The sequence below is a fragment of the Saccharothrix longispora genome (assembly GCF_031455225.1).
Lineage (GTDB): Bacteria > Actinomycetota > Actinomycetes > Mycobacteriales > Pseudonocardiaceae > Actinosynnema > Actinosynnema longispora.
The window spans coordinates 2,207,131-2,227,542 of sequence record NZ_JAVDSG010000001.1; the positions used below are offsets into that span (position 1 = coordinate 2,207,131).

A 20,412-nucleotide genomic window follows, 5' to 3' on the forward strand; every position below is an offset into this window, starting at 1 on the left:
TGTTCGTCAGGGGGACGACCGACGGGCACCCGGCGCTGCGTGTCGACGGTGAGCGGATGACGCTGTCCGCGGCGGAGTTGGCCGAGGCGCTGCGCGACGACCCGGGGTTCAGGACCGGAGCGGGAACCGACCCGGACGTGCCGCTGCTGCTGGCGTCGGTGGACCCCGGTGGGGTGGACGCGGTGGCGTTCGCCGAGGCCCTCGCGCCGGGTGGCTACCACCGCCGCGTCCACCACCCGGAGGGCGTGCTGCGGTTCACGCCCGAGGGGCGGCTGCGACTGGAGGGCAAGGGTTTCGGGACGGTCGAGCCCCGCGCGCTCCGGCCTGGGGACGTGGTGACCCACCCGCACCTGGTGCCCGGCACCGATCGGCCGAACGGCCAGTTCTTCCCGGTCCACGGGCTCAGCTCCTTCTCGGTTCACGGGCTCAGCGCCGTGGAACTGGCCGCTCGGAGAGCGCGCGAGATCGGGGAGGGGACCACCCGGTACATCCGCGTTACTCCGGAACCCGGCGGGCCCCAGGAGGAGCTCGACCTGCCGTGGGCCGGTCGGGAAGCGTGGTTGGTCGACGTGACCGGAGACCAAGGCGGCATGCTGGTCGGCCTGGCCACCGGCGACCCGGACCTGATCGGCGATGTCGTTCGGGTGGACGGCCGTGTCTTCGCGAACCTGGTGCTGGACGGCGACGTCCACCGGGAATCGGGGCACGACATCGCCGGAGGGTTGGCGCTGCGCCACGGGTTCTTCGCGGCATCCCCCGACGACATCCTGTTCGGGCCGGCGGACCACGTGCGCGCCGAACTCGAAGCGCGGCGGGGTGGCCTGGTGCCCGTCTGGGCCGCTGACAGCGCGGTACACCTGATCCCGGGTAGTGGCCGACTGGCCCTCGCCGGTGGCACGTACGTCGAGGTGCTGCCCTCCTACGGGTTGGCAGGGCCGCCGCCGCCCCCGTACGAGCGGGGGGAACCACCCGCGTACGAGGGGGCCGGAACAGCACCGGTCGGGCAGGACCGGCCGGACAGCGACACCGGCCATGAGGGCTTGTCCGAGGAGTCCGGTGGCGTCCGGTGGGAGGACGTGGAGTCCGTCCCGTTGGTCGACTCCTCGGGTGTGCGGGTGGGTGTGGCGTTCTTGTCGGGTGGTGAGGCTGGTGTGGCGGTGGATGCGCTGCGTGCCGGGGTGGGGGAGCCGGGTCGGTTCTCGGTGGTGGTGCATCACGGCGAGGACGGGTTCCGGGTGCCGTTGCGCTCGGGTGGTGGGGTGGTGCTGGGCGGGCGTGCGTTCCTGCGGTTGGTGTTGACGGCGGGTGCGGTGCCTGCGGATTCGACGCTGGTGTTGTTGGCGTGTGATGTCGGGGATGTGGAGGGGTTGCGGGGCCTGGCTCGGGAGTTCGGGCACCGGGGTGAGGTGGAGGTGTCGGCGGGCAGGACGCGGTTGTGGCGTGACGGTCGGGTGGAGACCCTGCCTGAGGGCGTGGAGCCGGAGCCGTCCGACGACGCGATCGTGCTCGCGGACGACGATCCGATCGAGGTCGGTGACACCGCGTCCGTCGATGACGCCGGGTTCGTGGTGTCGACGCTGCGCGCCGGTGACCTCCGGCTCGGTGCCCTGCCCGGTGCGGACGGCGAGGTGGTCGGGCTGCTGGTGCGGTCGGAGGGCGACGAGGAGGTCTACCAAGAGCTGTTGGGGTGGTCGGCCGAGGTCACGCCCGGGACTTTGTCGACCTTCGTGCGCGTCGAGGACGGCGCGGAGTTGCCGACGCCGTGGGCCGAGGGTGCGCCACCGGTGCCCGTGTTCGTCAGGGGGTCGTCCAACGCTCACCCGGCACTGCGTGCCGACGGTGAGCGGATGACGGTGTCCTCGGCCGGGGTGGCCGAGGCGCTGCGCGACGAGCCCGAGTTCCGCGACTCGGCGGGAATCACGTCGAAGGTGCCGTTGCTGCTGGCGTCGCTCGATGCCGGTGGGGTGGACGCGGTGGCGTTCGCCGAGGCCCTCGCGCCGGGTGGCTACCACCGCCGCGTCCACCACCCGGAGGGCGTGCTGCGGTTCGAGCCCGACGGGCGGCTGCGGCTGGACGGCGGCGGTTTCGCCACCGTCGAGCCCCCGGCCATCCGGCCCGAGGACGTGGTGAACCACCCGATCACCCACCCGGGCACCGGTCACCTGATCGGCCAGTCGTTCCCGTTCGGGAACTTCGACGCCGCGGCGGCGGAGACCTCCTGGCGGCGTGAAGCCGCCGCCAACCACACCCGGACCACCCTGGTACTCGACCCGAGGGGCGGGGTCGTCGAGAACCGGGCGGAGGTGGCCAAGCCGTGGGCGGACCGGGACACGCCTCCGCGGTTCGTCCACGTGTCGACGGACGCGAACGGCGCGTGGTTCCACATGGTCACGGGTGACCCGTACCGGTCCGGTGACGCCGTCCTGCTGGACGCCGGGCTCGCGGTCGAGGCCGTGCTCGACAACCCCGTGGTCCGGACAGCCGGGGTCCCCTCCGGCGGGGTGGTGCTGATGGGCGATCCCGCCCCGAAGGTGGCGCACGCCGTGCGGGCGGGGTTGCGAGCACGTGCGGGTGACGTGCCGGTCTGGGCCGAGATCACCGAGCGGAACTGGTACACGACCATCGCGCCGGAGCGCCTCACCGGCACCTACTACGCGGAGGTGCGGCCGCCCAAGAAGGTGTTCTTCCCGCGCTCGTCGAACCACTCCCAGCTCGCGCGGTGGCGGGACCTCGCCTCCCACATGCCGCTGCCTCCCGACGGTCTCGACCCGATCCACGTCTTCGCGCACGTGAGTGACGAAACGTTCCTCGTCAAGGGAGAGGAGCACGACGGCGAGGAGCTCGCGGACCTGGTCGCGCGTTCGGACGAGTACCGCGAGGCCGACCCGCACGCGCCGCTGCTGCTGGTGGTCCCCCTGCGGGAGCCTTCCGAGGACCACTTGGACGTGGCGCGGGAGTTCGCGAAGGCGTTGCGGGGCCGTGGACCGTACCGGGAGGTGCTGGTCAACACCGCTCCGCTGCGAGTCAGCGGGCGTGCGGGCGGCGCGAACATGAGCGGGGCGCGGTTCGTCCGGGTGTCCGTGGTGCGCCCGACCGACCTGCACCTGCTGAAGCTGCGCGACCTCCGCGGCGACGAGCACGGTGTGGCCTTCCTCCCCGACACCGAGAACTACCCGGCACTGCGCCGCTCGACGAGGACGCTCACCCACGACTACGCCAGGCGCGCAGTGGTGCACATGACGGAGACCGCCTTCCAGTGGAGCCCGGCGGAGTGGGCGTCGTCCTACACGGGGACTCGCGCGCGACCGTTCGACGTGTTGCTGCAGAGCCAGGGCGACCGGTACGTGGGCAGGTTGCGTGACGGGCGCCTGATCGACCTGTCCACGTCGGAGATGGCATCGGTACTTGCCGTGCTCCGGGCCTACCGGCGGCCGGCGGCGGGCGGGGCGCGGCGGCCACTGGTCCTGCTCACCCGGGCCCACCCGGCGAACCGGGAGCTCAACGAGGAACTCCTGCGCCTGCTCAACGCGGTCCAGTCGAGGCCGTCGTGGCAGTACTCGGGGCTCGTGCGGTTCAAGCCGGAACACGTGGCGAAACTCGGGAGCGTGGGGGATCTCGCGCTGCTCCCAGCCGACGGTCGGCTGTTCTCGGCCGGTCCGGAGGTACGGCGCGCGGACGTGGTGCTGGTGTCGTCCGTCGATGTGTTCCGCTTGGCGGAACCGGAGGACGTTCCCACCGGTGTGCGGGACGTGGCGGAACGCCTGTCGGAGGGCGGGTGGCCGTGGGGCGGGGTGCGGCCGGTCGGGCTGGTGCTGGCGTCGGCGGAGGGGTACGCGGTCGTGCCGACGGTGGACTCGGGTCGGGTGGAGGCGAGCGGTGACCACGTCGCCCGGCTCGCGCTGGAGGACCCGGGCGTCGCCGAGCTGCTCGACGCGGTGCCGGACCGACCGGTGGTGCTGGTGGGGGAGTCCGCCGGCGACCGGCGGGCGATCGGGGGAGTGGGGTTCGACTTCGCCTCGGAGCTGCACCGGCGGGGCGATTTCCGCGACGTGTACGCGCTGGTGGGCGCCGCCGGTGGCCCGCCGCGGTTCGAGCTGGTGTCGGGCCCGCGCACGGGGGACGTCGAACGGGAACTGGTGCGCGACGCCGCGGGGAAGGTGGTCGCGGTCGTCGTGCGCTCGCCCGGCGACGACGAGGCGGTGGAACGCGTGCGGCGGTGGGCCCTCGCCACCACGGCGAAGACCCTGTCGCGGTACCGCAGCCGGCCTGGCGCCCGCAAGCGAAAGGAGTCGCCCTGGTTCGGCGGCCCGCCGCCCTTGTTCTTCTTCACAACCTCGTCCGACTCGGGGGGCCACCTGGTCCTGCGCCGTGACGGCCGGGCGGTGAGCCTGTCGTCGGCGGAGCTCGCCGCGGCCCTGCGCGACGACGAGGAGATCCGCGACGCGGCCGAGCGCAAGCGCGAAGTGGGGTTCGTGCTCGCCTCGTTCGACGGAATCCCGGGGGACCCGACCGGGTTCCGCGACGCCATGCTGCCGGGTGGTTACGCCAGGAGCGTGCACTGGCCGCAGCAACGTCTCCTGATCGGTGACGCAGGCACCCTGGTGATCGAAGGCGGGGACTTCGGGACCGTGCCGGCAGTAGAGCCGGGCCCCGATGACTTGGTCAGCTTCCCCCTGGTGAACCCCGTGTCCGGGCGTGTGGAGGGGCAGGTATTCCCCGATACGTTCCTCTTTCAGGTCAGTGCCTTCGCGACGTTCGAGTCCCAAATCCAGAGGGGTAATCGGCACTACTACAAGGAGGTGGAGTCCGAGATCCCCGCTGAGGGCGTTAACAGGGAATTCTTCAAACGCCGGATGAAGTGGGTGGGATCGACGGTGCCGCCGTGGTTCATCCAGATGCACGGATCGCCGGAGACGGTCAAGGCCAACATGCGCACCGGCCTTCCTCACTCGTTCGGGGACAAGGTCTCGCTGTCCGGGCAGCAGGCGGGACACGTGTTGACGAAGAACCGGATCTACCTCTCCAGGTCGCACTCGCCGGGGGAGGAGAAGGTGGCGATCATGTGCCTCGCCGGTGCTTCCGTGAAGGACCGGCCCTCGGTGACGTCCTACATCCGCGAGGCTTTCGAAGAATCCGAAGGTGCCCGGGTGGTGCTGCACGCGGCGACCGAAAGATTGATGTTGACAAGGTCGTACTCCCGGATCGACGTTCAGCGCGGAGGACGTTTCCGGCGGGTCCCGCTGCCGGGGAAGCCGTTCGACGACTCGTCCGACGACGAGTCCACCAGCGGTGGTTCGGACACCGATCAGTTCGACAGCGACAGCGACAGCGACATCGATTTCATCGACTTCGGGGAGTCGTCGGGCGAGTCCGATGACGAGTCCGACGACTCGTCATCGGACAGCGACGACCCTGACACCGGGAGCGACAGCGACAGCGACACCGGCCATGAGGGCTGGTCCGAGGAGTCGGGTGGCGTCCGGTGGGAGGACGTGGCTTCGGTGTCGTTGACCGATGTGTCGGGTGCGCGGGTGGGGGTGGCGTTCCTGTCGGGTGGTGAGGCCGGTGTGGCGGTGGACGCGCTGGGTGGGGCGTCTGGTGTGCCGGGTCGGTTCTCGGTGGTGGTGCATCACGGTGTGGGTGGGTTCCGGGTGCCGTTGCGCTCGGGTGGTGAGGTGGTGTTGGACGGGCGGGCGTTCCTGCGGTTGGTGTTGACCTCGCGCGTGGTGCCGGCGGATTCGACGTTGGTGCTGCTGGCGTGTGATGTCGGGGATGTGGAGGGGTTGCGGGGGTGGGCTCGGGAGTTGGGGCACCGGGGTGGGGTGGAGGTACTTCCCGGTAGGACGCGGTTGTGGCGTGACGGCCGGGTGGAGACCCTGGTGGAGGGGCAGGAGTTCGAGCCGTCCGACGACGCGGTCGTGCTGGCGGACGACGACCCGGCCGAGCCCGACGGTGGTCCACCCGCCGGTACCTCCCCGAGGCCGGCCGACGTGTTGTCGTGGCCGTCGTGGGACACCGCGGTCGACGGTGACGGGTTCGTCGTATCGCTCCTCCCCGAGTCGGTGGCGGCCGGGTTCGACCTGGAGAGGTTCGCCAAGAATCTCAGCGATCATTCGTTGCGCCTGTTGCAGGTGCTCGATCCGGACGGGAACTCCACGGAGTTGGTGGTGCCCTGGGCGGGGGCCGCGGACGGTGGTCGTGCGCGGCCGTTCCTGGTGTTCCTGCACGCGGATCGTGGTGGGTATGTGGTGACCGTGCCGGGTGTCGGTTCGGTGGAGCTCACCCCCGCCGGGATGGCCGATCTGTTGTTGGCGCATCGGCACTTCCGGGCGTTGGCGGGTGGTCCGGCGCGTCGGCCGATGGTGCTGCTCACCCTGGGCGATGGTGACGGCGCGCTGGACGAGGAACTGCTGCGCGTCCTGGTGGAGCGCGACGGTGTCCGGCAGGTTCACCGGTACCACGGCATGCTGGCCCAGCACGAGTCCCGATCCGATGTGCTGCGGATCGCCGACCCGGCGGGACTCTCGCAGGGAGCGCTGTCGGTGACGGGCCATGCCCGCCACACGGCGGTCGGTGGGGTGTTCGCGTTCTCCGTGCCGGAGGGGGTGCACGTCCGGCACGCGGGGGTGGTGGCCGCGTTGTTGGGTGGGGCGAGGGTGGTGGGGCCGTGGGGTTCGCGGGAGCCGGTGGTGGTGGCGTTGCCGACGACCGAGCGGTACGGCACGGTGTTCGGGCTCGACGATCGGCCGGCGGAGTTCGACGGCGCGTCGTTCGCCCGCTCCCTGATGGAGGATGAGGGTTTTCGGGCGGCGTTGAGGTCGCGGTCGGGTCCGGTGGTGCTGGTGGGGTCGGATTCGGGTTCGCGGCGGGGCATCGGTGGGTTCGGTTTCGACTTCGCGGGGGTGTTGCGGTCGGAGGGCGACTTCCGGGACGTGTACGCGGTGGCCGGTGACGTGGTCGTGGGGCCGGAGGGGGTGTCGGCGGGGCCGGGTTCGCGGTTCGAGCTGGTGTCGATGTTGCGGGCGGGCGACCTCCGGATGGGTCTCCTGCGCGGTGCGGACGGCAAGGTGGTCGGGCTGCTGGTGCGGTCGGAGGGCGACGAGCAGACCTACCAGGACCTGCGGAGCTGGGCCGCCGGGGTCACGCCCGAGACGCTGTCACACTTCCTGCGCACCACCGACGGCACCGAGCAGCACTCGCCGTGGCCGCACGACACCACGCCGGTCATGCTGTTCTTCACGAAGCGCACGTTCGGGAACGCGATTCGAGGGCTGCACGTCGACGGCACCTCCCTGCGGCTGCCGCTGCGGAATCTGGGCGCGGTGCTGCGCGACGACCTGCTGTTCCGCGACGTGGCGGGGATCGAGTCGCACGTTCCGCTGCTGCTCGCGTCGTTGGACGCCGGTGGGGTGGACGCGGTGGCGTTCGCCGAGGCCCTCGCGCCGGGGGGCTACCACCGCCGCGTCCACCACCCGGAGGGCGTGCTGCGGTTCGAGCCCGACGGGCGGCTGCGGCTGGACGGCGGCGGTTTCGCCACCGTCGAGCCCCCGGCCATCCGGCCCGCCGACGTGGTCACCCACCCGCTCACCGATCCGGCCACCGGCCGGTCCGCCGGCCAGTCGTTCCCGGGCCGCAGCTTCGACGCCGCGCGGGCGGAGGTCTACTGGCGGCGTGAGGTCACCGCTGCCCACCACACCCGCACCGTCGTGGAACCAGCCTTGAAGGGCGGCTCCACCAAGCACCACGTGCAGGTGCCCAAGCCGTGGGCGGACCAGGAAGCGCTCCCGTGGTTCGTCCACGTGTTCACGGAGCCGAACGGCGCGTGGTTCCGCATGACCACGGGTGACCCGTACCGGTCCGGTGACGCCGTCCTGCTGGGCACCGGGCCCACGACCGAGGTCGTGCTCGACAACCCACTCCTCCGGGCAGCTGGCACCCCCGTCGCCGGCGTGGTGCTGAGCCACGACCCCGCCCCGCAGGTGGCGCGCGCCGTGCGGGAGGGCCTGCGGGTCCGCGCGGGTGAGGACGTGCGGGTCTGGGCCGAGATCACCCGGCAGACCTGGTACCCGACCATCGCACCGGAGGGCGTCACCGGCACCGACCACGTGGAGGTGCGAACTCCCGGGGTGCTGTTCTTCCCGCGCTCGCCGAACAGCTCCGACCTCACGCGGTGGCCGTACCTCCTCGGCCGCATGCCGCTACCCCCCGACGGGCTCGACCCCGTCCACGTCTTCGCACACGCGGATTCCACGGCGTTCTTCACCGAGGACCGCCGGTACGACGGCACGGCGTTCGCGGACGAGGTCGGCCGTTCCGACGTGTACAACGAAGCCGACCCGCACGCCCCCCTGCTGCTCGTGGTCCACCTCCGTGGCGCTTCCTTGGCTCACCTCGACGTGGCGCGGGAGTTCGCGGAGGCGCTGCGGGGCTCCGGGCCGTACCGGGAGGTGCTGGTCAACACCGCTCCGCTGCGAACCGGGCACCACACGGGCGGGGCGGACATGAACGCCGCGAAGTTCGTGCGGGTGTCCGTGGTGCGCCCGACCGACCTGCACCTGCTGAAGCTGCGCGACGCGCACGGTGGTGAGCACGGTGTGGCCTTCCTCCCCGACACCGCGAATTACCGGGCCCTGCGCCGCTCGACGAAGGCACTGGCCAACGACTACACCGGGCGTGTCGTCCGCGTCTTGAACAGGGGCGTCGACCAGGATGCCCACCTGGTCCCGGTGGATTGGGCGTCGTCGTACACCGGTACTCGCGCGCGGCCGTTCACCGTGTCGTTGCAGAGCCAGGGCGACCGGTACGCGGGCAGGTTGCGTGACGGGCGCCTGATCGAGCTGTCGGCGTCGGAGCTGGCCCCGGTGCTGCTCGCGATCCGGGCCTACCGGCGACCGGCGGTGAACGGGGCGCGGCGGCCGGCGGTCCTGCTGACCCGTGCCGACCCGGCGAACCGGGAGCTCAACGAGGAACTCCTGCGCCTGCTCAACGCGGACGGGATGAGGCCGTCGTGGCAGTACTCGGGAGGGGCGTCGTTCCACCCGGAGGTCGTCGGGAACTTCGGGATCGTGGGCCACACCACACTGCTCCCGTCGGGCGGGCGGTTGTTCTCGGCCGGTCCGGAGGTGCGGCGCGCGGATGTGGCCTTGACCTGGGAAGGGCAGGTGTTCCGCCTGGCGGCGCCGGAGGACGTCCCGACTGCTGTGGGGGGCGTGGTCGACCGCTTGTCGGAGGGCGGGTGGCCGTGGGGCGGGGTGCGGCCGGTCGGGCTGGTGCTGGCGTCGGCGGAGGGGTACGCGGTCGTGCCGACGGTGGACTCGGGTCGGGTGGAGGCGAGCGGTGACCACGTCGCCCGGCTCGCGCTGGAGGACCCGGGCGTCGCCGAGCTGCTCGACGCGGTGCCGGACCGACCGGTGGTGCTGGTGGGGGAGTCCGCCGGCGACCGGCGGGCGATCGGGGGAGTGGGGTTCGACTTCGCCTCGGAGCTGCACCGGCGGGGCGATTTCCGCGACGTGTACGCGCTGGTGGGCGCCGCCGGTGGCCCGCCGCGGTTCGAGCTGGTGTCGGGCCCGCGCACGGGGGACGTCGAACGGGAACTGGTGCGCGACGCCGCGGGGAAGGTGGTCGCGGTCGTCGTGCGCTCGCCCGGCGACGACGAGGCGGTGGAACGCGTGCGGCGGTGGGCCCTCGCCACCACGCCGGAGACCCTGTCGCGGTACCGGTCCCGGATCGACGGTGACGAGCGGGAGGAGCAGGCGCCCTGGCCGGCCCGCCGGCCGCCGTTGCTGCTCTTCACCACCCGGTCCGAGTCCGGTGCCCACCGGACGCGGCGAGGCGACGGCCGAGCGGTGTCCCTGTCCTCGGCCGACCTCGCCGCTGCCCTGCGCGATGACCAGGACGTCCGCGACGCGGCCGGGCACTACCGCGAGGTGGGGTTCGTGCTCGCCTCGCTCGACGGGGTCTCCGGGGAACCGGTCGGTTTCGGCGACGCCATGCTGCCGGGCGGCTATTCCAGGATGGTGCACTGGCCGGAGGGACGTCTCCTGCTCGGTGACGACGGCACCCTGACCGTCGAAGGCGGGATCTTCAAGACCGCGCCGGCGAAGGAGCCGGAACCGGACGACCTGATCGCCGAGCCCTTCGTGAACCCCTCGTCCGGGCACGTGGAAGGGGTGACCTTCCCCTTGGACGACAACGACCTGTTCGGTGGCACCGTGGCGTTCGACCACGGGATCATCAAGGGGGACCGGCACTACCACAAGGTGGTGCGGACGAACAACGCCGACGGCAGCGTCAACGACGTGCTCGTCAAGCGCCGGATGAAGTGGCGGGATTCGGCGACGCCGCCGTGGTTCATCGACATGCACGGGAATTCGGATGTGGTCGTCGCCTCGATGCGCACCGGCCACCCCCACCGGTACGGCGACGTGGTGACCTTGTCCGGGCCGCGGGCGGGGCACGTGCTGACGTACAACCGGGTCTACCTCTCCAGGCCACACCCGGCGGGGGAGCAGAAGGTCGCGACCGTCTGCCACATCGGTGCCGCTGGACCGGACGGCACCTCGGTCGCCTCCCACATCCGGGAGGCTTTCGAGAAGGCCGAAGGCACCCGGGTGGTGCTGCACGCCGCGACCGGTGTGGTGACCCTCAGCGGCCTCACCAGTCGGATGCGAGTCACGGGCGGAGGGCGCTATCAGCGGGTTCCGATGCCGGGGAAGCCGTTCGACGGCCCGTCCGACGACGAGTCCACCAGCGGTGGTTCGGACACGGAGCGGTTCGTCTCCGACAGTGACAGCGATTCCGAGGATTTCTTCGAGGAGTCGGGTGGCGTCCGGTGGGAGGACGTGGCTTCGGTGTCGTTGACCGATGTGTCGGGTGCGCGGGTGGGGGTGGCGTTCCTGTCGGGTGGTGAGGCCGGTGTGGCGGTGGACGCGCTGGGTGGGGCGTCTGGTGTGCCGGGTCGGTTCTCGGTGGTGGTGCATCACGGTGTGGGTGGGTTCCGGGTGCCGTTGCGCTCGGGTGGTGAGGTGGTGTTGGACAGGGGGGCGTTCCTGCGGTTGGTGTTGACCTCGCGCGTGGTGCCGGTGGATTCGACGTTGGTGCTGCTGGCGTGTGATGTCGGGGATGTGGAGGGGTTGCGGGTCCTGGCCCGGGGGTTGGGGCACCGGGGCGACGTGGAGGTGTCGTCGGGGCGGACGCGGTTGTGGCGTGACGGTCGGGTGGAGACCCTGGCGGAGGGTGTGGAGCCGGAGCCGTCGGACGACGCGGTCGTGCTGGCGGACGACGACCAGGTCGAGGGGGTCGTCACCGACTCGGGCATCGGCGGCCCCTCCCACGCCCAGGCGTACGACTCCTACGGCCAGGCGGGCGGGGAACCGCTCGTCATGTTCCCCGCGTCAGCCGACGACCCGGTCACCGGGCGGTGGCGCCACCTCCACCACGTGCTGCGGCAGGCCTCGCCGGGACCCGCGGTCCACGTCATGGCCTACGGGCGCGACGGGTGGTTCTTCGTCGACGGCCAGTGGCGCGACGCCACGGTGTTCGCCGCCGGGATCGCCCGCTCCGATGCCTACCGCGCCGCCGGCCCGCACACCCCGCTGGCCATCGTGGTCGAGCTGTCCGGCCCCGACAAGGCGATGGCCAAGGCGGGACGCCGGGTAGCGGAGGTGCTGCGGGGCAACGGCCCGCACCGCCAGGTCTCCATCAACACCGGCCCAATCCACGTCGACCACGCCACGGACGAGATCGACCTGGCCACCGCTTGGTTCACGCACGTGGACAGGCTGCGTCCGACCGACGTGGCGGACCAGGTGCTGCACGACGCCCACGGGCAGGGGTACGGCCTCGCCCTGTACGCCGACACGGGCCGGTACGCCGGGCTGCGCTTCGCGGCGGAACGGGCCACCGACTACAGCCACCGCATGGTGCTGTCCTCCGCGGATGTGGAGAACCCGCAGCGCGCGGATCACGTCGTGCAGGAGTGGGCGCCGTCCACGACCGGTGACCGGGCCAGGCCGTTCGTCCTGCACCTGGAGAGCGACGGCGAGTCCTACCAGGTCAGGCGCCGCGACGGCCACATCTTCCCGCTGACCGCCGCGAAGATGCGGCGACTGCTGTCCGAGCACCCGTTCTACCGGACCCTCGCCGGTGGACCGGTGCGGCGACCACTGATCCTGATCACCCGCTCCCCTCGACCGAACAGCGCGCTCAACGCCCAGCTGCTGACCCTGCTGCGGCAAGACGGGCTGCGAACGACCTTCGAGTACTCGGGGCCGGTGGGCTCCCCGACGCACTCGCGGAACGGCACGGTGGTCGATGTCCACGTGCCCGTGATCCTGTCGCGCGACCTCGTGATCTCCCGCGGCCCGGGGGTGGCGCGCGAGGACGTGGTGCTGACCAGGACCGGTGCCGTGTTCCACTTGGCCCCGTCGGAGAAGGTCACCGACATGCTGCGCGGAATCGCGGACCATGCGGCGGCGGGCGGGGCATCGCCCCTGGTGCTGGTGGTGGCTTCGGCCGAGGACCACGCGGAGGTGCCGACGAAGGACGAGGGCCGCGTGGAGTCGGGTGGCGGAGAGGTCGCCCGGATCATGCTGGGGGACCGGGACTTCGTCGACGAGTTGCGCGCGAACCCCGGCCGGCCGGTGGCGCTGGTCGGCGAGAGTGCCGGCAACCGGGTGGGGATCGGCGGGTTCGGGTTCGACTTCGCGTCGGTGCTGCGCGAACTGGGGGACTTCCGCGAGGTGCACGCGCTGGCGCGGGACGACCACGGCAGACGGCGCTTCGTGGACGTGTCGGGGCTGCGGGCGGGGGACCTGGACCTGGCGTTCATCCGCGACGCCGGGGGGTGGGTGGTCGCGGTGGTGGTGCGCTCGCCCGGGGACGAGGAGCGGGTGCAGCAGGTGCGGCGTTGGGCCCGTGGCACGTCGGAGACCGCGCCGCGTTCGCTGCTGTTCCTCGCCTCCCGCTCCGGTGACGGCTACCTCGGGGTCCGCCGCGACGGGCGCCTGATGCCGTCGCTGTCCGCGCGGCGGCTGACCGAGGTGCTGCGGGACGACCAGGACGTCCGGGACGCGGCGGGTGACACGGTGGACCTGGTCTTCGTGTTCGCCGCGCTCGACGGCGCCACGGTCGGGGCGGAGGACTTCGCGCGCGGCATGGCACGGGGTGGCTACTCCCGGACGGTCGGCTGGCCCGACGGCACCCTGGTGCTCCGCGAGGACGGGACGCACACGGTGGTGGACGGGACTGTCCGGGTGATCCTCCCCGCCACGCCCGAGCCCGACGACGTGATCACCCACCCGCTGATGGGACGCACGGCGCAGGTGGAGGGTCAGTTCTACGTCCGGGACTGGAGCGACCTCGTGAAGATGTCGGCCGAATACGTGATCGAGAGAGGTGACGCCTACGCCGTCCGGGAAGTCGGGAGCAACTCCATCGCGCCGATGGGGTACCGCAAGAAGTGGCGGGATCAGGCGGTGCGGTCGTGGTCCATCGCCATGCACGGCGGCCCCGGCAAGGGGATCGGCAGGCTGCGCACGGGTCACCCCGACCGGTTCGGTGACCGGGTGGAGCTCGACTCCGGGAACATCGGCCACGTCCTGACCCGCAACCGGGTGTACTTGTCGGTGCCGCACCCCGCCGGTGAGCACAAGGTGGCGACCATCTGCCACTTCGGCGTGCCCGGCCCGGACGGTGTCTCCCTCGCCGCCCACGCTCGTCAGGCGTTCGAGCGGGCGGAGAGCGCCACGGTGGTGCTCTGGGCCGCGGACCAGGCGATGGAGCTGGACGTCGTCTCCGGCATGCGGGCGGTCCGCGCCGGCGGCCGCTACCGCCGGGCGCCACTGCCCAGCCTGCTGGCCGAGGAATCCTCCAACGGTGACGGCGACGACCCCGTTCCCGGGGCGCAGCCGTCCCTCCCGCAGGAGGAGCCGATGCCCTACGGGCCGGCCGGTGCGGGCGCGGCCTTCCCCCCGCCCTCCTCCCGGACCGCCCCCGGCGGCGTTCGGGTGTCGCTGGCCCCGACGACGTCGGGCGCGGTGGCCGTCGCGTTCCCCCGGGGGGAGGCGGACCTGGCGCGGTGGCGGGCGCTGCACCCGCGCCTCCCCGCCGAGGCGGGTGGCCCCGCGCGGGTCGTCCTGTTCGCGCACGCGGACAGCGGCGGGTTCCTGGTCGACGGCGGGTGGCACGGTGGCGCCCGGCTCGCCGCCGAGGCGTGGCACGACCCCGGTGTCCGGGCCGCCGGGCCGACCGCGCCGGTGCTGCTCCTGGTGGACCGGCCCGAGGGCCACGTGCCCGCCGCGCGCGAGTTCGCCGACGCGCTGCGCGGCGACGGTCCCTTCCGCGAGGTGTTCGTCAACACCGGCCCCGTGGTTCTCGACCCCGTGCACGGACACGTCGACATGGTCCGCGCGCGCTTCGTGCGGGTGGCGCTGCCGCGGACCGACGACCTGTTGTGGACGCCCTTGCACGACGTCCACGGCGCCGACCGGGGCATCGCGTTCACCGTCGACGGGGAGGTGCGGGCCACCCTGCGAGCCTCCGCCGCCTTGAGCGACGACCACGTGCGGCGCGTGCTGGCGTCCGGTCCTCCCGAAGCCCGGCGAACCACCACGGCACCGTGGGCGATGACCACGGACGGCACCTGGGCCAGGCCGTTCGAGGTCAGGCTCGACGGTGAGGCCGGCGCGTACGCCGTGGGGCTGCGCGACGGCCGCGAACTGGCGCTGTCCGCCGCGGACGGGGCGCGGGTGGTGGCCGGTCACGAGCACTACCGCCGCCTGGCGGGCGGGTCCGTTCGGCGACCGCTGCTGCTGGTGGCGCACACCGAGCACGACGGCGACGCGCCGAACCGGGAGTTCCTCGCCGCGCTGCGGGAGCTGGAGGGGCCCCGGCGGTCCTTCGAGTACTCGGGGCCGGTCGCGGTCAGCGCGCACTCCGGTGTGCTCACCACCCTGGGCCGGAACGGATTCGCCCCCGGACCCGACCCGGCCTCCGCCCCCGTGGTGCTGCGGAGGCACGGCGACGTGTTCCACCTCCCGGCACCCGGTCGGGGGGTTCCCGACGACCTGGCCCGGATCGCCGACGCGGTCGTGCGCGGGCGGTGGACCGACCCGGCCTGGGGCGACCGGGAACCCGTCGTCGTGGTGCTGACCTCAGACCGCCTGCACGCCGACGTCACCCCGACCGCCGGCGGCGGCGCGCTCCAGCTCGACGGCCACGAGACCGCCGCGGTCCTGCTGCGCGACGAGGGCTTCGCCGCCCTGCTGGAGGCCGACCCGGACCGGCCGGTCGTACTGATCGGCGAGGACGCGGGCAGCCGGGTGGGGATCGGCGGGGTCGGGTTCGACTTCGCCTCGGCGCTGCGCGCCGCGCGCGACTTCCGCGGTGTCCACGCCCTGACCCGCGACGAGGACGGCACGACGCGCTTCGCGGACGTGTCGGGGCTGCGTGCCGGGGACATCCGGATCTCACTGGTGGTCAACGCCAGGGAGCACGTGGTCGCGGTGGTGGTCCGCTCACCCGGCGACGAGGAGCGGTTGGACCAGGTGGGCCGGTGGGCCTGGAACTCGACCCCGTCGAAGACCGCCTGGGTCCGGCGCACCGACGACGGCGAGTGGGAGGAGTCGCCGTGGTCGCCGCGCTTCCAGCCGCTGCTGTTCCTGGCGGGCAGGTCCGGTGACGGCTACGCGGCGCTGCGCTCGGACGGCCTGCCCCTGGAGCTGTCCGGCACGGATCTCGCGGCGCCGCTGCGCGACCACCAGGACCTGCGCGACGTCGCGGGCGACACCCCGGCGGTGGCGTTCGCGCTGGCAGCCCTCGACGGCGAGACCGTCGGGGCGGAGGAGTTCGCCGCCGGCATGGTGCCGGGTGGCTATTCCCGGGAGGTCCACCACCCCGTCGGGCGCCTGCTGCTCCACGAGGACGGCACCCTCGGTCTCGACGGCCACTTCGAGACCGTGGAGCGGGTGCCGCCACATCCCGACGCCGTGCTCGCGGACGCCCTGCTGGAACCGGGGACGGGGCGCGTCGAGGGGCAGTTCTTCCCGGTCACCGAGCAGGACCGGGCAGTCATGTCGATCGCCAGGGTGCTGGAGGCCAAGGCGGGCCGCCCGTACTACGTCAGCACCGCGTCGGTGCCCGACGTGGACGGCAACCCGGCGGTCGCCGATTCCACGCACCCCACCCCGTGGACGGGGGCCGTGCCGTCGTGGTTCTTCGACATGCACGGCGGCCTCGACGGGGAGCAGGAGGTCCGCCTGCGCACCGGGCACCCCCACCGCCACGGCGACGAGGTGATGCTGGGCCCACTCACCACCGGGCGGGTGCTGACCGGCAACCGGATCTACCTGTCGGTGCGGCACCCGGCGGGCGAGGCGAAGGTCGCGACGGTCTGCTACCTCGGGCGGCCGACGCGCGACGGCCGCCCGTCGGCCGCGTCCTACCTGCGCGCCGCGTTCCAGAAGGCCGAACACGCCCGGGTGGCCCTCTACGCGGTGACCGCCGAGGTCAGCGTGCACGCCCACACGGGGCTGCGGGTGGTGCGGGACGGCGGCACCTACCGCCGCGTGACGCTGCCCGGCGAGGTCGACGACGCCCCCGACGACGAGGTGCCGGCCCACGTCACGCTGCCCGTCGGCGTGGCGTTCCCCGTCCGCCCGTGACAGCCGTGCCGGGCCGTTGGGGAAGTGGTGCCTGCCTCAACGCGCCCGGTGCCCGCCGCGCAGGTTGTCCGCGCGGGGCGCGGGCCGTGCAATGAACCCACCCGATATCCCCGAATGACGCGTGACAGGAGGACGACGTGGAGGCGGACGCCGACGTCGAGAACTGGTTCCTGCTGATGGACCCCTCGTGGGAACCGCAGACCGAGGACGAGGCGCCGCCCCTGGAAGCCGTGGTGGGCCTGTGGCCGGTGAAGCCGGACGGCGCCCTCGGTCCCTTCCGGACCAACCCCGGCTACCTGCCCTCGAACCCCGACTCGCCGGCCGACCCGATGGACGCGATGCTGCGGTTGGTGATCAGCGGTGACGCCGAGGTCGAGCAGTTCCAGCTGCTGATGCGCGACTCGCTGTTCGACATCGCCATGAACGGCGACGACCGCCCGCTGGTGATGCGCTCGCCGGACGACGTGCCCTGCGTGGTGATCGCCACCTCCGAGGTGCACCGCCTGCGCGTCAGCTCCCCGGACTGGCGGCGGATCGACCTGGTCGAACTGGTGAACATGCTGGCCGACGACGTGGACGTGCTGTTCAACCCCGGCGGCCCGGCCTCCGTGCGACTGGTCGGCGACTTCATGCGCCGGGCCCTCGCCCTGTCCGACGAGGAGGCGGGCGCGACCTACCAGCGCTTCCACGGCGGGCAGTCGCTGGAGGTGCTGCCCTGGGAGGTGCCGCCGGTCCCGGGCGGCCGGACCGCCACCGAGACCACCACCGAGCCGGAGTTCGCCACCATCGCCGCCACCGCCGAGCCGGAGTTCACCACCACCGAGCCGGCGGCCGACGAGAGCGCCCCTCCGACGGCCGTTCCCCGCCCCGAAGCCTGAACCGGTTGGATGACGCCACGAACCCGCCCACGCTCTCTGCGGGCGGGTTCGTGGCTGTGCTTCCGGCGTGTGCCGCTTCCGGGTTCGGCTGCCCGGCGGTGTGGACCACCGCCGGGCAGCCTGGGGCGGCTACCTGTGGGCGTGCGCCTTGATGACCGGCGAGTAGTAGCTGCCGGAGGTGTGGAACACGTCGTTCGACCGGTCGGTGGTGTAGTACCGGGTTGCGAGGGCCTTGTTCTGCGGGGTGTCCGGCTTGACGACGATGCCGACGCTCTCCCCGCCGGTGTGGGTGGTCACGACGCACTGGTTGGTCCAGGCGGTGGCGGAGTAGGAGCTGCGGCCCTGCACGTAGGTCGGGAAGTAGGCGGAGACGTGGAAGTCGTCCGCGTAGTTGCAGAGAGTGAAGCTGTAGGTGGCCGCTGACGCCGTGCCGGCGGTGGCCGTGGCGATGGTCGCGACGAGGGCGCCGACGGCGAGGGACGACAGCGCGGTGCGGAGGGCGCGGAGGCTGAACACGGGACTCCTTGCAGGGTGTTGCGGGTGGTGTCCCGCGCAGTCTGGCCACGGCGCGCCGCCCGCCGCTGCGGTCCGGGAGCCTTTGTGCCCGAACGGCTACACCGCCTTTCCCGGTCGCGCGATCATGGTGGTTCCCGGAGGACCTCGCCGCTCGCGGGGTGGCCTAATCGGCTCAACGGCGTCGTGGTGCCGCCGATCTGGATGCGGAGGAACGGGTTGATGTTCATCGCGCCGAAGTGGCTCAGGCGGCTGAACCGGCGGGTCGCGAGGGTGAACCGACAGGTCGCGCGGACGTGGTCCGGGTCGGTGCGCCGGCCGGCCGTGGTCGCGGTCGCGGTGGTGACCGCCCTGGCCGCGGGGATCGGCTGGGCCGTGGTCGCGGGCCTCGGCGGCGACCAGGCCGCGAGCGCGCCGGCGGGCGTCTCCGCCCGCTCCGAGGCCCCGTTGCCGCGTGCCGCGACCTCCACCCCGGTTCCCCCCGCGTCCTCCTCGTCCGCCGAGCCCGTTCCCGCGCCACCGCCCGCACCCGTCGTCGCGCCGGCCGGTGACCCCCGGTCCGGCGGTTCCCCGGCGCCCTCCGGCGGCGAGGCGTGCGGTCGGTTCTTCGACGACTTCCGCTACGCCTCCAGCGGCGACGGGCGGTTCACCGCGGCCGGGTGGACGGCGCGGTCCGAGTCGGGCGGACCCGGGCCGCGGGGTGCGCGCTGGTCACCGGGCGACATCACCTTCCCGTCCGTCGAGGGCGAGCAGGTCGCCCAGCTCAGCGCCTCCACCGACGGGACGAACGCCGGCACCAGCCAGGCCGAGCTCGTGCAGCAGGAGCGCCGGTTCGGCCACGGCACCTACGCCAGCCGCGTCCGGTTCACCGACGCACCGATCACCGGCGCGGACGGCGACCACGTCATGCAGGCGTACCTCACGATCACGCCGCTGCGCGGCGACGACGACCCGCTCTACAGCCAGCTGAGCTTCACCGAGTACACCCCCAACGGGGCGTGGGGCGGGCGCGACCCGCTGCGCAGCCATGCGAGCGTCCACACGATCCGGTCGGAGCCCTACGAGGCCGACCAGGCCGTCACCTCGACCCCGGGGGGCTTCGGCGGGTGGCACACGGTCGTCACCCAGGTAGGCGGGGGACACGTGCGGTACCACGTGGACGGTGTGCTGGTCGCCGACCACGTGGACGACGGAAAGGGGCGCTCGGTGCTGCCCCGTCAGCCGATGTCGTTGAACTACAACCTGTGGTTCATCGACCTGGAGGGCCACCGCGGCGGGGTCAGCACGTACGTCCAGCAGGTCGACTGGACCTACTACGCCCAGGACGAGCTCGTCGCGCCCGCCGACGTGCAGGGGCAGGTCGCCGCCCACCGCGCCGCGAGCTCCGCCCGGGTGGACACGCTGCGCGGAGGCGAGCGGACACCGCCGCGTTGCCGTTCCTGACCCGCGCCGCCCGGATGCCGATCGGAGCGTCCGGACACCACGCCCGGCCTGTCGCGCAACGGCAGATGGGCCACGGGGCGACCCCCATCCGGAGGATTGCCCGGTATCCGCCGGGCGTGTGGGATGCGGGTCCGGGAGTGGTGAGGAGATCTTTGGTGAACGATGAGGCGTACCGGGACAAGGTCGCGCTGGTCACCGGTGCCGCGCACGGCATCGGCGCGGCGGTCGCGCGCAGGTTGGCGGGCGGTGGCGCGCGCGTGGTGGTCGCCGACCTGGACGCCGAGGCGGGCGCGGCCGTCGCCGACGAGATCGGTGGCCTGTTCGTCCCGTGCGACGTGCGCGCGGCAGGCGACAGCGCAGCCGCGGTCGAGGCGGCCGTAGAGGAGTTCGGGGGACTGGACATCGCGTGCCTGAACGCCGGTGTGGTGACCGGTGGTGACGGCGGGTTCGACGTCGAGCACTACCGCGAGGTCTTCGCCGTGAACGTCGACGGCGTCGTCTACGGCGTCCAGGCGGCCCTGCCGGCCCTGCGGGCGCGCGGTGGCGGGCGGATCGTGGCGGTGGCGAGCCTGGCCGGGCTGGTGCCCGTGCCGTTCGACCCGTTCTACGGCGCCAGCAAGGCGGCCGTCGTGAACTACGTGCGGTCGCTGGCGCCGCTGATCGCCCACGAGGGCATCCGCCTGAACGCGTTCTGCCCGTCCTTCACCGACACCACGGCCATCGACGGCTTCCGCGGTTTCATCCGAGACGCGGGCCTGCCGGTGATGGAGGTCGCGACCGTCGTCGACGCGGTGGAGTCGGTCCTGGCCTCACCGGGAACCGGCGAGGCCTGGTACGTCCAGTCCGGGCGGCCCAGCGAACCGATGGCCTTCGCCTCCCCGCCCGACCCCGTTCCCACGGCCTGATCGCCCCGGCCG

At 72.8% G+C, this 20,412-nt stretch carries 5 protein-coding genes (1 of these 5 only partly in view); 4 read left to right on the forward strand and 1 reads right to left on the reverse strand.

The window, feature by feature from the left end:
- Positions 1 to 16,661, forward strand: the 3' portion of a protein-coding gene (locus J2S66_RS09110; RefSeq protein WP_310306172.1) for a WXG100-like domain-containing protein. The gene continues 16,339 nt to the left of window position 1, outside the view; only the last 16,661 of its 33,000 coding nucleotides appear in the window; its start codon lies off the left edge, out of view; the stop codon is at positions 16,659 to 16,661.
- Positions 16,662 to 16,798: 137 nt separating this feature from the next.
- Positions 16,799 to 17,539: a type VII secretion system-associated protein gene (locus J2S66_RS09115; protein WP_310306174.1), complete on the forward strand. Its 741-nt coding sequence runs from the start codon at positions 16,799 to 16,801 to the stop codon at positions 17,537 to 17,539.
- A 129-nt stretch (positions 17,540 to 17,668) separates the two neighbouring features.
- Here J2S66_RS09115 and J2S66_RS09120 read toward each other — a convergent pair whose 3' ends face one another.
- On the reverse strand, positions 17,669 to 18,055 hold the full coding sequence (locus J2S66_RS09120) for a hypothetical protein (protein WP_310306176.1): 387 nt from the start codon (positions 18,053 to 18,055) through the stop codon (positions 17,669 to 17,671).
- A gap of 219 nt (positions 18,056 to 18,274) precedes the next feature.
- On the opposite strand from J2S66_RS09120, the gene J2S66_RS09125 reads away from it, so the two are divergent.
- The gene (locus J2S66_RS09125) at positions 18,275 to 19,495 is read left to right on the forward strand and encodes a glycoside hydrolase family 16 protein (RefSeq protein ID WP_310306178.1); all 1,221 of its coding nucleotides are present in this window, start codon (positions 18,275 to 18,277) and stop codon (positions 19,493 to 19,495) included.
- Between the two features lie 155 nt (positions 19,496 to 19,650).
- Entirely contained in the window at positions 19,651 to 20,400 is a 750-nt protein-coding gene (locus J2S66_RS09130) for an SDR family NAD(P)-dependent oxidoreductase (RefSeq protein WP_310306179.1), read from the forward strand.
- Positions 20,401 to 20,412: the final 12 nt, after the last annotated feature.

Coding starts and splice junctions, on each gene's coding strand:
- J2S66_RS09125 (WP_310306178.1), top strand. CDS start 18,275: ATGTTCATCGCGCCGAAGTGGCTCAGGCGGCTGAACCGGCGGGTCGCG.